The organism is Microvirga sp. 17 mud 1-3 (assembly GCF_003151255.1).
GTDB lineage: Bacteria > Pseudomonadota > Alphaproteobacteria > Rhizobiales > Beijerinckiaceae > Microvirga.
Genome location: NZ_CP029481.1, coordinates 4053580 through 4066897, shown reverse-complemented (window position 1 = coordinate 4066897; position 13318 = coordinate 4053580). Strand labels below are relative to the sequence as shown.

General features: G+C 60.4%; 17 protein-coding genes. 4 read left to right on the top strand and 13 right to left on the bottom strand.

Annotated features, from left to right (window positions below):
• Nucleotide 1 precedes the first annotated feature (1 nt).
• The 4 genes from C4E04_RS21015 to C4E04_RS21010 form a co-directional block, all read right to left on the bottom strand.
• Complete coding sequence (locus C4E04_RS21015) at nt 2-232, bottom strand: hypothetical protein (RefSeq protein WP_162559469.1); 231 nt, start codon at nt 230-232, stop codon at nt 2-4.
• 305 nt (nt 233-537) lie between these two features.
• Nucleotides 538-816: a hypothetical protein gene (locus C4E04_RS19085; protein WP_245416159.1), complete on the bottom strand. Its 279-nt coding sequence runs from the start codon at nt 814-816 to the stop codon at nt 538-540.
• Nucleotides 817-830: 14 nt separating this feature from the next.
• Entirely contained in the window at nt 831-1295 is a 465-nt protein-coding gene (locus tag C4E04_RS19080) for a hypothetical protein (protein WP_109600027.1), read from the bottom strand.
• Between the two features lie 143 nt (nt 1296-1438).
• Nucleotides 1439-1672, bottom strand: a complete 234-nt coding sequence (locus C4E04_RS21010; RefSeq protein WP_162559214.1) for a hypothetical protein — start codon at nt 1670-1672, stop codon at nt 1439-1441.
• 301 nt (nt 1673-1973) lie between these two features.
• On the opposite strand from C4E04_RS21010, the gene C4E04_RS19070 reads away from it, so the two are divergent.
• Together C4E04_RS19070 and C4E04_RS19065 are read left to right on the top strand one after the other, a co-directional pair.
• Nucleotides 1974-2228: a multiprotein-bridging factor 1 family protein gene (locus C4E04_RS19070; protein WP_371682013.1), complete on the top strand. Its 255-nt coding sequence runs from the start codon at nt 1974-1976 to the stop codon at nt 2226-2228.
• 30 nt (nt 2229-2258) lie between these two features.
• A complete protein-coding gene (locus C4E04_RS19065) occupies nt 2259-2519 on the top strand; it encodes a hypothetical protein (RefSeq protein ID WP_109600023.1) in 261 nt (86 codons plus the stop codon).
• 449 nt (nt 2520-2968) lie between these two features.
• Here C4E04_RS19065 and C4E04_RS19055 read toward each other — a convergent pair whose 3' ends face one another.
• The 3 genes from C4E04_RS19055 to C4E04_RS19045 all read right to left on the bottom strand — a co-directional run bounded on the left by C4E04_RS19055 (nt 2969) and on the right by C4E04_RS19045 (nt 5476).
• Nucleotides 2969-3259 (bottom strand): HNH endonuclease, encoded by a 291-nt coding sequence (locus C4E04_RS19055; protein WP_109600018.1) that lies wholly within the window; start codon nt 3257-3259, stop codon nt 2969-2971.
• A gap of 158 nt (nt 3260-3417) precedes the next feature.
• The gene (locus C4E04_RS19050) at nt 3418-3945 is read right to left on the bottom strand and encodes a hypothetical protein (RefSeq protein ID WP_109600016.1); all 528 of its coding nucleotides are present in this window, start codon (nt 3943-3945) and stop codon (nt 3418-3420) included.
• Nucleotides 3946-4195: 250 nt separating this feature from the next.
• Nucleotides 4196-5476, bottom strand: coding sequence for a tyrosine-type recombinase/integrase (locus C4E04_RS19045; protein WP_109600014.1), 1281 nt, complete (start codon nt 5474-5476; stop codon nt 4196-4198).
• Between the two features lie 424 nt (nt 5477-5900).
• On the opposite strand from C4E04_RS19045, the gene C4E04_RS19040 reads away from it, so the two are divergent.
• Nucleotides 5901-6380 carry an SRPBCC family protein gene (locus C4E04_RS19040; RefSeq protein ID WP_109600010.1) on the top strand — a complete coding sequence of 160 codons (480 nt, stop codon included), beginning with the start codon at nt 5901-5903 and terminating at the stop codon, nt 6378-6380.
• Between the two features lie 937 nt (nt 6381-7317).
• Here the strand turns inward: C4E04_RS19040 and C4E04_RS19030 are convergent.
• The 6 genes from C4E04_RS19030 to denD all read right to left on the bottom strand — a co-directional run bounded on the left by C4E04_RS19030 (nt 7318) and on the right by denD (nt 11807).
• The gene (locus C4E04_RS19030) at nt 7318-8061 is read right to left on the bottom strand and encodes an outer membrane protein (RefSeq protein WP_162559468.1); all 744 of its coding nucleotides are present in this window, start codon (nt 8059-8061) and stop codon (nt 7318-7320) included.
• Between the two features lie 37 nt (nt 8062-8098).
• Nucleotides 8099-8506, bottom strand: coding sequence for a DUF2141 domain-containing protein (locus C4E04_RS19025; RefSeq protein WP_162559467.1), 408 nt, complete (start codon nt 8504-8506; stop codon nt 8099-8101).
• 46 nt (nt 8507-8552) lie between these two features.
• A complete protein-coding gene (locus C4E04_RS19020) occupies nt 8553-9059 on the bottom strand; it encodes a DUF4188 domain-containing protein (protein WP_109600002.1) in 507 nt (168 codons plus the stop codon).
• A 216-nt stretch (nt 9060-9275) separates the two neighbouring features.
• Entirely contained in the window at nt 9276-10034 is a 759-nt protein-coding gene (locus tag C4E04_RS19015; protein WP_109599999.1) for an SDR family oxidoreductase, read from the bottom strand.
• A 19-nt stretch (nt 10035-10053) separates the two neighbouring features.
• A complete protein-coding gene (locus C4E04_RS19010; RefSeq protein WP_109599997.1) occupies nt 10054-10800 on the bottom strand; it encodes an SDR family NAD(P)-dependent oxidoreductase in 747 nt (248 codons plus the stop codon).
• A gap of 23 nt (nt 10801-10823) precedes the next feature.
• Nucleotides 10824-11807, bottom strand: coding sequence for a D-erythronate dehydrogenase (gene denD / locus C4E04_RS19005; protein WP_109599995.1), 984 nt, complete (start codon nt 11805-11807; stop codon nt 10824-10826).
• A gap of 407 nt (nt 11808-12214) precedes the next feature.
• Here denD and C4E04_RS19000 point away from each other — a divergent pair, with 407 nt between their 5' ends.
• Nucleotides 12215-13267, top strand: coding sequence for an ABC transporter ATP-binding protein (locus C4E04_RS19000; RefSeq protein ID WP_109599992.1), 1053 nt, complete (start codon nt 12215-12217; stop codon nt 13265-13267).
• Nucleotides 13268-13318: the final 51 nt, after the last annotated feature.

Genomic DNA, 13318 nt, shown 5'->3' with positions numbered 1-13318 from the left:
ATTACACCTCGGCTTTCTTACTCTTGGATTTCTTCAGATCATCGAAGACGAAAGCCGCAGATCGGACATAGGCAACCAGCTTATCCAGGTGATAGCCAAGTCCGGTGTCATCTCCGATCATGGCGTGAGTTTCGGCCATTTCTGCGTAGAGGCGGGCAAGCGCGACTTTCTCCGCAATGGCTTCACGGAATGCGGCTGGAGTGCCATGAGCGGCGGGTTTGTGCTTACCCATGCTCACCTCCCCAGGCGTCATAGAAGAGGCGCGGATGTGCGCCCCTCCAGTTTGCATGAACCTTGCAAAGTGCGATCACCTCGCACCTCCCGCTCGCAGGAAGGCGCGGGCGTCGGCACGGCAGGGAAAGAGACTCCAGCCGGTAAGAGCGCCATCATCGGAAAACTCAGGAATGAGCGTCCGGCTTGTCATAAGCCTCGCATTGTGCTGTTTATTGTTCCTGTGATCTTTCCCAAGCATCACGCTCTTAGAGCCCCTGCCGATGGTTGCCGCCATGGCAGGGGTCTTCGTTTCCACTCCCATTCCTATTGCTCCGATGCGCTGTTGATCAGGTTGCCGAGCCGTTCAGCCGCCCAGCGGTCTAGCTCGTCACGGGGATAGAGCGGCGTCCGATTGCTCTTGTGATAAGCAGGGCCACCGCCAACGCTGGCGAGCTTGGCGAGAGTCGCCACGGCAATAGTGATGCCGTGGACCGTTTCCAAATACTCCGCCGCCTCCCAGCGACGGAGGCGCGGCTTGCGAAGGGCAGCCGGAAGAGGGATTTCAGCCGTGCCAGCCGTAGCGAGTTGAGTTTGCTCTTTCATCGATCCAGCTCCGATTACTCGTTGTCGTCATCGGAGCCGACGATGTTCGCTTCTTCCTGAAGTTCGTGAATGATGCGCTCGCGAGTGTATTTCAGGAACCACTCGCGCACAGAAACGATGTCTATGCCGCTCATGTGCGTGGCGTCTCGGTCAAAGTCTTCGGCCCGCAGCCAAACCGGACTTCCCAGCGAATTGGTGACATACACTGCCCGGTCGATCTCAGGATATTGCGCTAGAAGGGTTCTCAACCCGCAGGCCATAAGTCCGGCGGAGCGTGGCACCATGCCCTCATCGAGGAGGCGGCCATAGATGCGGAGGGTAACAATGTCGTTCACGTCAAACAGTCGTGTCGAGCCGCGGACGGTCTTCGGTGCACACGGATAAAAGCCCTCGGCAACCGCTTCGTTGAACCGCTGGCGATTAACGAACGCGAGATCAGTCGCGAGTGCTGTGCGGGCTTTGAGATTTGGGATAGTCATTTGGAAACCTCCGCTATTGGAATTTCCATAACTTATGGCGACTAATCGGAAAGTCAATTACTTTCTGGGGGGCCGAACAAACGAAGAACGGGTTCGTCTGTGGAGAAGTCGCCCGGCCCCATTGTTAGAGCCGGGCCACCGGATCATTCCGCGCCGCTCGTGGCCTGCCCGAAGCCGCTCCACTGCTCGGCTAGTTCGCCAGCGTCGGCTATGCCGTTGTCGCCTGCGTCTTCGAAGTCCTCGTCCGGCTCCCGGCCGTCGTGCTCGTCGTCCTCTTCCGGCTCTAGGTCAGGATCACCGTCCACGTAGTCGAGGAAGCTGATAAGGGCCTCGACCACTTCCTCTGCGGCAGGGCGCAGCCCATCGCTTGTTGCCATGCCTAAGATTTCTAGGCGCTGTACAAGGCGAGCCGTCTCATTCGCGAGACGGTTCATGGCGATAGCTTCCGCCATGATAAAGCTCACTGACGAATGCGTTTGGTCCTGTGTGCGGTGGGATTGTGTGGTAGAGCTACCAATAGTCTGAGACATGTCTTGCTCGTAAGCGATAGCGTTGATGGCTAGGCCGCGTTGGGTGGATCAGACCCAGCGCGGCCGTTTTACGTGAGAATTTGTCTTCACGTGATTACACTGTGCTCGCATCGAGCAACTTGTCAATATGTAGTCACATGAGTACGATATGCTCATGATAACAGCAGTTCAGTCCAGAATGGCGCGTGCGGCTCTCGGCTGGGGAGTGCGTGATCTTGCGCGGGAAGCGAATGTCGGTGTCAGCACGGTCACGCGGTTTGAGGCCGGGGCAGAGCCAATTCCCGCCACCCTCGATGCCATCAGAAGAGCCCTCGAAGCTGCGGGCGTCGAGTTCATCCCTGAGAATGGTGGCGGGCCGGGCGTGAGGCTAAGACGGAACGCATCTACATCCAGCAGCAGCTAGGGACATCCCGATTTTTGGAGGAGAGATAGAGTGGCCGGACAAAACGTTTCGAAAATTACTTCCGATCTGGATGCTTGGGAAAAGCAGCTGGACGCGGCGATCGCGGCAAATCAAGCCGAGATCACCAAATACACAAACCTAGGGCCGAGTATTGCGAACAGTGAACCTATCAAGTCCTACATTGAAGGCCGAAAAGAGCTCATTGATAACCTGACGCGTTCGCGAGACAACGCATCGAAATTGAAAACTAAGATTATGGCAGAGTGGTATGCTGGGCTCATCGACGACTAGGGCCGAACCTTCAATGCTATAGAAAGTAACAGCAAAGAGGATTTATGCGATGCGCGTTACGGTCGAGATCTCTGGCGGCGTTATCCTCGAATGCGGCGGCGCCAACGCTCTTCTACCGTACGACGAGAGCGAACGCGCCCAGGCTTTTGAAGCCTTGACGGGCGCGCTGGCGTTGCTTGCTGGCCTTACGCCACGTTCATCTTCCGCCAGGGAAGCTGAGACGGATGAACATTCCGAAGGAACCGCACAATGTCCTGCCGACCATAGGTCCGGTGTCGTTGTGCACCTATCAGAACGGCGGGGCAGCCGAGTTTCATCGTCCACCACCGAATGAGGTCGTCACGCTGGGAGGGGCTGTCGATCACGCTATCGCGGACGGACACAACCCCGAAGGTGACACCTTGCTCTCGTACCAGAGCGACTTGCCAGGTTGACATTGCAGCCACTCCTCAGCCGTACCAGGGGAAGGTATCGCCTTTGCGGCGGTTGTTTTCCCAGAACAGCGGCTGGAGATTGAACAGGTCGTCAGAGCCACCCTTCGCAACAGGGCGAATGTGGTCGATCTCCCAGCCATACTCCCCGCAGACTCCGTACTTGTCGTACTTCATCGCGTAGCCGCACATATCTCGGCGCCAGATCCGGGGATCATAGCCCTGGATAACGGTGCCCTTGTTCCAGACTGCGAGTTTTTGAGTTTCGGAGAATGCCTCCGCGAGTATAGAAAGACGTTGGAAGGCCATGTCGGCTCCCTTCAACTACTGTTGACGTGAGCCCGGCGACACCATAGATTGTGTGCGTCAGTAAGGTGCCTATGGGCGCCGAGCAATTCGAGGAAGGTTAGGCCGCCGAAGCGGCTGGCTTATCCTAAGCAGGTGGGGTGCCGAGCCACGCTTGCCTCCTACGAAAAAATGTCCGTGCGGGACGATGCATCTGACGAAAGCTCTTCAGACGGCTGGTACCCGTCTTCAGAGCCGGTTTCTGAGCCGTTCAACATTTCGTTGGACGGCTCATTCTCTTTCGGCGCCGTGCTTTCGACGGCCGCCGAAGCGAACTTCCTGAGCTTCCAGATAAAGCTATCGCGTTCGAGCACACCCTCGTGCCCCAAACGGCTAAGCTGTGGCGAAAGGCTTGACCTCGCCACCTCAACTCCAAAACGCTCGTGAATAGCCTTTAGGATCTGGTTTGCATCTGCGCCCTCTGGACGGTCACTCAGAACTTCGACCGCCATCTCCTTAAGCGTCTTTGATGCTTCTTCAGATCGGCCCGGAACAACCGTCGCTGATACGCGAACAGTCGGCTGATGCAATGGCACATTGTTCAGGGTGCTTTCGACGACATCGAGCTCCCGCAGCTCAGTCCTAAGCCGGGCGATCTCCTGTTTGATCTCCGCTCTGCGGTTAGTGATGAAGTCTCGAAGCGTTGCCATACCCTCGATATAGGCGATTCTGAGTTGGCTCGCAAGTCTAGTCTGAGTTTTCCCGTTTCGGGAATTAGTCCGACTAAATCGGACGCAACGGTTGCGAGTCCGTTAATAAACAAGGTTAACGACTCCGCCAAAGCCGCCTCCCATTCACCCCAGCCTGTTACACATGCCGGAAATCGCGGTGTAACAGGAATTTGCCTTTAAAATCAGGGCTGTTACACGCGTTACATCTGTTACGCTGCAAAAACATCAATCATCGCGTCGCTCGGCTGGGAAGCTGCACGACTTTCCCTTCCTCTCCCGTCATCTGCGCATGGATCGCCTGCGCCACCTTATCGGCCGCTGCGATCAGGACGCTATCGAGGTGATGGACGTAGCGGCTCGTCACCGATCCGGCTGCGTGGCCGAGCATTGCGGCAATGGTTGATTCCGCGAACCCAAGATCGCCGGCCACGCTGGCGAAGGAATGCCGGAGGGTATGCGGCGTCACGTCGGTGAACTTTGCCCGTTCCGCTATCCGCTGCCAGCCGCCAGGCAGGCCGCCATAATGGCCCTTGGCTTCCCTTGCGGCAGGCAGGACATAGGGACAGCTCTTCCGTCTCTCGATCCTAGCCAGCGCGTCGAAGACTGAGCGGCCGATGGGCCGGACCGATGCGCCTTCCTTGGTGTCCTCCAGCCGGAAGCAGCCGCCCGCCTCATCAACTTCGGACCACTTCAGCCCTTGGATTTCGTCCAGGCGGCAACCCGTCAGGGCAAGCAACCAAGCTCCATGAATGGCCTGTTCCGTCTCGGCCTGCTCCTCGGCCTTTTCAAGCGCCTCTCCTAACCGGCGATACTCCTCGGCCGTGAGCCGCCGCTGGCGTTTCTTGTCGGCAGGGCGCCTCACGCCTTGCGCTGGATTGAACGGAATGACGCCTTCGGACACCGCGAAGGACAGGATGCCGCCCAGCAGGCCGGCGGTGCGGGCGGCCGTGCCGGTGCCACCCTCAACAATGGCTTTGCCGCGCAGATTGCCGGTCTTCTCGACAGCGGCCGTCTTGCCGGAAGCTACATCTCGGATGAAGCGGTGAATGTCGGCTTGCGCCAGGTCACGGACCAGCTTCGGGCCCAGCAACGGGATGATATGCCGCTCGATCCGGCCGCGATCCACGTAGAGGGTGGAGGCTTTCTTCGCCCGCCCACCCTTACCCATGATCAAACCGCGCTCGGCCGCTTCGAGGTAGTTGGCGCATAGCTCCTTCACGGTGAGGGAGTTGCGGCGGGTGGCCCGTTCCTCGGCCGGGTCTTCACCCTTCAGAACGTCGCCCAGCGTCATCATGGCGAGCTTGCGGGCCTCTTCGGTCGTGAGCTTGCCGTGCGGTCCGATGGTCATTCGCTTCCGCTGGCCGGACTTGTTGCGATAGTCCGCATAATAGATCCGCTTGCCAGACGGAAAGACCCGGACGCCGAAGCCGACCAGGTCACTGCACCAGATGAAATATGGCTTCTCCCGCGGCTCAGCCGCGTCCACGATTTTCTTGGTGAGCTTCGGCATCTGTAACCCTTGCCTTCGGGGTTAGTGTCACCACAGAGTCACCACAAAATCGGAAATTGAGGAAGATGCTCGAATTGGCCGGAAAACCCGAAACAGACGAAAAGTCCTGTAAAATAAGGCTTTAGGCGCTTCGAGAAAATTCCTGTAAACCAGAGAAAATGCCTAACCGAAACCCTCCGAAGGCAAAGGTCACACGTTCGAATCGTGTCGGGTGCGCCATTTCAAAGCCTTGTAAAGCAAAGGTTTTGCGCAAGGGTTCAGCCTCATAAACAGCCAAGGTAGCCCATCCGTCACAGGTCAACGGAAAAGAACCTATGGCGACCTCCGCAAGCGCGGCTCTTCCTGGCAAGTCCAAGTCCGCCGAGACGGCTTCCCACCTCCGACAAAGGCGTTACTGATATCCTTTGAAGGAGATCGTTCCGACATGACTTGCCCCATCGCTACCGCAGGAATGCTGATCCGACGGCCCGTCCCTGTTGTGTTCGAGGCCTTCGTTAGTCCATCGGTTACGACACTCTTCTGGTTCACTCACTCCAACGGACAGCTTGAGCCCGGTGCCGAGGTGCGATGGACCTGGGGGATGTACGGTGTTTCCACGGACATCAGGGTCAAGCACGTCGAACCAAACCGTCGCCTCCTCATCGACTGGGATGTGGAGACATCACCAACCGAGGTCGAGTGGACATTCCACCCGCACCCTGAAGGAACGTTCGTGGAGATCGTGAACCGGGGCTTTGGGCAAGGGCCTGATCAGGTATCACTGGCGATCGATAGCGCAGGCGGATTCGCGCTGGTGCTCGCCGCTGCAAAGCTCTGGTTGGAGCACGGTATTCGTCCGGCTTTCATCGAGGATCGTCACCCCGATGCCCGCGTTCCAGAGTGGTCGTCACCAGCAAAATCCTAGCGTAGTTTCCCGATCTGACACTTTATCGAATTAGGCATATTTGCTTGATCCGGGCCCTATTTGCGCCTGCCGTCCTGTTCTTGGTCGCGTCAGGCCGTTATCGTCGACCGGTCAAGGGCGGCGAGCCACCCACAAGCCCGGCCTAAAATCCAACAAGCGACGGAAACCATGAGAATTCTTGCTCCCATAGCCCTCTGTGCATTGCTTCTGGCGGGTTGTGTGTCGGTCGAAGAACGAAATGCCATGGATGACAATCAGTGCCAGTCCTATGGCGCAGAACCGGGGACCGAGGCTTATGTCCAATGCCGGATGTGGGCCGAAACGGAGCACCGGAAGCGTGAGGAGTTCAATCGATCTCTTCTCGCCGCCTCCAGCGCCAATGCCAGTTCCAACACCATGACCGCATTCTGCCCCGGTTTCGAGCGGGGCTACATGAACGGATACAGGCAAGCCGCGGGCCGCTCCTCTGTCTTTACACCCTCGTGCCCTCTTCAGCCTCTCAAGCGTGGGATGCAGAGTGACTTCGATCAGGGGTACGAGATCGGTCTGGAACGTGGGCTGACGGCTGGGAGAAATGGATAAGACCGTATCCTAAGTCTCGGAGAGCCAGAGCTCCGAACCCCTGGCTCTCCGGTTTTCTATCATCCCCGTTGGAGAAGTGTCGCAGTTACTAGAGAGGGCGGACTAAAAATCGCCGTTTATGACGGAGGGTCTCTAATCCGCTGAAGGCAAGGATCACACGTTTAAATTATGTCGGGCGCGCCGTTCTTTTCGATGGCCTCGGGAGCCTGGACGCCAGCCAAAAAAATGATCGGGCCATCTTTGGCACGGTTTCCCAAGACATTCGGGAAATAGGCTCATCACTCTCTGGTGCTTGACGAGGAGGCGTAACGTGTCGCCTTCCGCAAATGTCCTGCAGCCGTCGCCTCGAGAGGGCTTAGAAGCGGTAGTTTACCCCGCCGCGGACGAGATTGGTCTTCAAATGGCTGGTCTCCGTGATGATCGCTGACGCAGCCGGCGTCCATGACGTGTCTGTTTCGCCAAACCTGAAATGGAGCGCTTCCATGCTTGCGCTCCAGCCTGGGGCGATCATGATTTCGACGCCACCACCCAGGACCCAGCCGCCCTTAAGCGCGTGCCAACGCGTGCTTGCTCCCCCCATAGGCGCAACGGCGGACGCCTTGGTTTCGAGCCTTGCATAGGCATAGCCGCCCGTCACATAGGCCAGCCAGTTTCCTGAAGCATAGCCCAGGCGTCCGCGCACGGTGCCGAGCCAGGACAGATCTTGCGCATAGCTCGCGCTGCAGAGCCCGGACGGGCAGGTTGCGGTCTTTCTCCCATGGCCGCCGGTCAGGTGAAAGTCGGCCGCCGCGCCAACCACGAGGGCACCGGATTGCCAATCGTAACCACCCTCCAGCCCGCCGGTGAAGCCCGAGATCCGGTTGGGAGCGACCCCGAAGACGGGGCCATCATTGTAGCGAAAATCCGAGGTTGCGTGCGACCATACCCCGCCGGCCTTGGCACCCACATGGAAACCGGACCAGAGCGGTGATGGATTGAAGATGGCGTCTGCGGCCGGCGACGCGAGATCGGCCGACGTTGCGCTTCCCGTCATGACGACCGAGACCATGCCAGCCAGACAGGGCCGCCACCATCGCGCCAACTTGTTTCGCTTCGTCAATTCTACCCCCGGTTCCATTACGTGCCGAAAAGGCGGCTCAATATTTCATGTCGATTTGCAGATTCATCGGTTTCGGGCCGACCGGGAAAGACGCGGACGAGAAACCCGGAGGGCCGAAAGTGATGGACGGGTTGCGCGAGAACCCCACACCCTGCTTCGGCTGTCCGAACAGGCCGGTTTCCAGAGTCTTCTCGTTGTTCTCGGCATGGAAGACCGCAATCGCGTAATGCCCATCGGGCACTGCGCCAAAGATGCAGGTCGCCTTTCCGCCGCTAATCTTGCTGACGACTTCCTGCAATTCGCGTCCAGGAACGCGGAAGCCGTCAGCCGAAGCGAACAGGCCGCAACGGATGATGCCGGCATTATTGCGTGCGCCGTTGATGCTGACATGAACCGTGCCGGCCACAGCAGCAGCCGGAGCCAAAAGGGCGACTGCCGCCACCATGGCTTGAATGAGAGCGCGGTGAAGCACAGAAGGTCCTTTCTGCATGTCAGCGACCGTCCGGATAGAGTTCCGTTTCCGACACCGGAGTGGGAGAGCTCGCAAGCCCATCACGCGCCGCCCGCGTCCGCGCCGAGAACATCGGGCCCCGGGCTGCAGCCTCCGGCGCGAATTTGCGCAAGCCCAGCTTGGCGGGCATGTTGACGGACACGGTCTCCATGCCGCCGCGCATGAAGTAGGCCTCGTGCCAGAAGCCGGTGCCCTTCGGGTCCTTCAGGAAGGATTGCCACCATTGGCGATGGGGTTCGCTTCGCGCCCAGGTCTCAAGGGTTTCGAAGTTCCGCCAGTACTGGCGCATCCCGATATGGAGCGGAAAAAGCGAATAGATGATGTTGTCATGCGCCAGAAGTCCTTCCGGCGGATCGTCGGCAACGGCCCGGATCTTGGGGCCGAACCGAAGCAGCGTCGGCACGCCGCGAAGCGTGTTGACCCGCATTCCGAGATAAAGAACGACCAGGTCAGGATAGTCGGTCAGATCGACCGTACATCGGTGCATTTTCCGTATTTGCCCCCACAAATATAGAAAATTTTCTTATTCCGGGCCGCAACCTTGCAGGAGATTTCCCTAAGGTCAAGCTCCGGGCCGGACACAGGATGCGGTCAGGAAGAAGAGACCGGCACGGACTGGCCTCAGCGGAGGCTCTCGGAGCGGAATTGATGCTCCATGGCGGCCATGCACGTGAAACCTGTCAGGTCATCATACCGTGGAGCCTCATCCCCGCCCGACCAGAGGCATCTTGGTGGCCATGACCGTGATGGTCTGAACATTGGCCGAGAGGGGGAGCTTCGCCATATAGACGACTGCGTCGGCCACATGGCGCGGGTCGATGGTGGGTTCCGGCGCGACGGAGCCGTCCGCCTGGAGGACACCGCTCGCCATTCGGGACGTCATGTCGGTTGCAGCGTTGCCGATGTCGATCTGGCCGCAGGCGATGTCGTAGGCGCGACCGTCCAGGGACGTGGACTTGGTCAGGCCCGTGATGGCGTGCTTCGTGGCCGTATAGGGTGCGGAATGCGGGCGCGGCGCAGAGGCCGAGACGGAGCCGTTGTTGATGATGCGCCCGCCGCGCGGGTCCTGCGCCTTCATCATCCGGAAGGCCTCCTGTGTGCACAGGAAGGCACCAGTGAGGTTAGTGTCTACAACGCTCTTCCACTGCGCGAAGGACAGGTCCTCGAGGGGGATGGGCGGCGTGTTGACGCCCGCATTGTTGACGAGAAGGTCGAGCCGCCCGAAGCGCTGCTTTGTGGCGGCGAAGAGCCGAGCGACGGAGGCAGGATCGGCGACGTCCGTCGGAACCGCCAGCGTCTCTGCGCCGACGCCGGAGAGCTCTCGCTCCACCTCCTCTAGAGGCTCCTTTCGCCGCCCGGCGAGCACGACGGAGAAGCCCGCCTCGGCAAGGCCTTTCGCCATCGCCTTTCCGACCCCCGTTCCCGCGCCGGTGACAATGGCGACCTTCTTTTGCTCAGCCATGGAATGTCCTCTTCATTCGTCAATAGGTCGCGCGGCCGCCGGAGATGTCGAACACACCGCCCGTCGTGAAGGAGCATTCCTCGCTGGCGAGCCAGGCGATCAGCGCTGTCACCTCCTCCACCTTGCCGAAGCGCCCCATCGGGATTTTCGACAGCATGAAGTCGATATGCGCCTGCGTCATCTGGTCGAAGATCGGCGTGTGCACGGCCGCGGGCGTCACGCAGTTCACCGTGATGTTGTTCTTCGCCAGTTCCTTGCCGAGGGACTTGGTGAGTCCGATCACGGCCGCCTTCGAGGCGCTGTAGGCGGAGGCGTTCGGGTTACCCTCCTTACCGGCGATGGACGCGATGTTGACGATCCGCCCGTAGCCGCCCTTCAGCATTTCCGGCACGACAACCCGATTGCAGTAGAACAGGCCGTTGAGATTGACATCGATGACTTGGCGCCAGGCTGCCACCGGATAGTCCCAGAGCGACGTATTCGGGCCGGTAATTCCGGCGCTCGCCACGAGAATATCGACGCCACCCAGCACCGCTAAAGTCTCGGCAAGAGCCCGCTCCACCGCGTCGGGATCCGTGATATCGACCGTGACGGCTGTCGCAATCGATCCCCTTTCCCGAACACTTTCCAGGGCTGCCTTATCCGCATCCCAGATAGCGACGGCAGCGCCCTCGGCCGCCAGACGCGCGCTGACGCCGAGCCCAATCCCCGATGCGCCGCCCGTCACGACTGCCCTTTTTCCTTCGAAGCGCTTGAAACCGTCCATGAATCCTGGCCCCTCCTGAAATCTCAGCTGACGATCTCGCCGCGGAACTCGTCTTCGATATGAATACGGATGATCTCGTCGAAGCTCTCTTCGGCCTTGAAGCCGAGTCGTTTCGCCCGCTGTGCATCGAAGCGGCGCGGCCAGCCTTCCACGATCCGCATGACGACCGGATCCGGCTCGCGGCGGATCAGCGCCGCGACCTTGTCGCCGGCGATGCGCCGCAGGGCCTCGATCTGCTCCGCCACCGTCACCGAGACACCCGGCATGGTGAGGCTGCGGCGCGGGCCGAGCAGATTTCCGTCGAGGCTCGCTGCATGAAGAAGGAAATTGACCGCGGAGCGTGGAGACGCGTGGGTGTGGCGCACGTCCTCGGGCACGGGCAGAATCGCTTCCTCGCCGTTCAGGGGCTCGCGGATGATGCCGGAGAAGAAGCCGGAGGCGGCTTTGTTGGGCTTTCCGGGGCGCACGCAGATCGTCGGCAGGCGAATGCCAACTCCGTCGAGGAAGCCCCGCCGGGTGTAATCGGCGAGGAGCAGCTCGCCGATGGCCTTCTGCGTGCCGTAGCTCGTCAGGGGCGTGAGGAAGAACTCGTCTCCGATCGCCTCCGGAAAGGGCGCGCCAAACACGGCAATCGAGGAGGTAAAGACGACACGGGGGCAATAGCCGTCACCGATGACGCGGATTGCCTCGAACAGGGCACGGGTGCCGTCGAGATTGATTCGGTAGCCCTTCTCGAAATCCGCCTCGGCCTCTCCGGAAACGATGGCCGCGAGATGGAAGATGGGATCGGGGCGCCCCGCGACGAGCTTCTCGATCTCGCCGGGGGATGAGAAGTCGGACACCGCTGTCACAACCGGAAAGGGAGCGTTCGCCGGTGGCGTCGGGGCCACCACGTCGTGCAGCACGAGGCGGGAGAGGCTGCGCTCTCCGATCCGGCCCTCCTGGGCCAGACGCTCCGCGAGCTTGCGCCCGACCATGCCGGCCGCACCGAGAATGAGGACGTCCATCGGCAATCTTCCCTTGCGTCGGGTTCAGTCTGACGGGCCGCTCCCGCCTTGGCAATAAGTCCCGGGAGACCGACCAAAGTCTAAGGCAGGTGGATGCGGTCTTTGTGCCGGGCAAACGGGACATTCATCGCTTGCCCGTTGTTTCCCTTCAGGAAAACCGGGTCGGCGTCACTTCCGGCGGCGTCGAGGCCGAGCGCTTGATCTTCTGCCGCTCCTGCTGGAATAATCATACTAATGACATTGGAAGGCCCGCGACAGACGGGCCAGTCCAACGCGGGGGCTTGGGAGGAAGCGCATGCTTCAAGGCCGTGAAGCGGCGTTGACGTGCCGTCCGGCTGCCTCTGGCATCCATCGGCAGTTCCGTTCGGCAATGCACCTTCTCTCTCGTCAAACAGAGCAGGTGTCCTTTGGCTTCCGTTGAAATTCGCGATGTCAGGAAGGCTTTCGGCGCAACCCAGGTGATCCACGGCGTGTCGGTCGATATTCAGGACGGCGAGTTCGTCATCCTGGTCGGCCCGTCCGGCTGCGGAAAATCGACCCTGCTGCGCATGATTGCGGGGCTTGAGAACATCACGGGCGGCGAAATCCGCATCGGCCCGCGGGTGGTGAACAACCTGCCGCCCAAAGAGCGGGACATCGCCATGGTGTTCCAGAACTACGCGCTCTATCCGCATATGACGGTCGCCGAGAACATGGCGTTCTCGCTCATGCTCAAGAGCGCGCCGAAATCCGAGATCAAGAGCAAGGTCGGTCGCGCCGCCGAAATCCTCGGCCTCACACCGCTTCTCGACCGCTATCCGCGCCAGCTCTCGGGCGGCCAGCGCCAGCGCGTCGCCATGGGTCGGGCCATCGTGCGCGATCCGCAGGTGTTTTTGTTCGACGAGCCGCTCTCAAACCTCGACGCCAAGCTGCGCGTGCAGATGCGCACGGAAATCAAGGCGCTACACCAGCGGTTGAAGACCACCACGGTCTATGTGACCCACGACCAGATCGAGGCCATGACCATGGCGGACAAGATCGTCGTGATGCATGACGGCATCGTCGAGCAGATCGGCGCGCCGCTGGAGCTCTACGACCGCCCGGCCAACCTGTTCGTCGCGGGCTTCATCGGCTCGCCTGCCATGAATGTGCTGGAGGGGCGGATCGAGCACGGGGGCTTCACCCTGGGCGACCTGAAGCTCCCGGTCGCCACGTTGCCGGCGGCCTCGGACGGGCGGCCCGTCTGCTACGGCATCCGGCCGGAGCATTTCCAGTTGTCCGACCAGGGGATGCCCATCGAGGTCGGGGTCATTGAGCCGACGGGCTCGGAGACCCTGGTCCTCGCCCGCATGGAGGGCCGGGAGATCACCTGCGTCTTTCGGGAGCGCATCGGCGTCCGGCCGGGCGAGACGATCCGCGTCCAGCCGGATCCCGGCCTCGTCCATCTCTTCGACCGGGAGACCGGACAGCGCATCAACTGACTTCAAGCCCGCGACCCCACCGGGAAGGTCGCTGCGCTCTTCACCAATCCC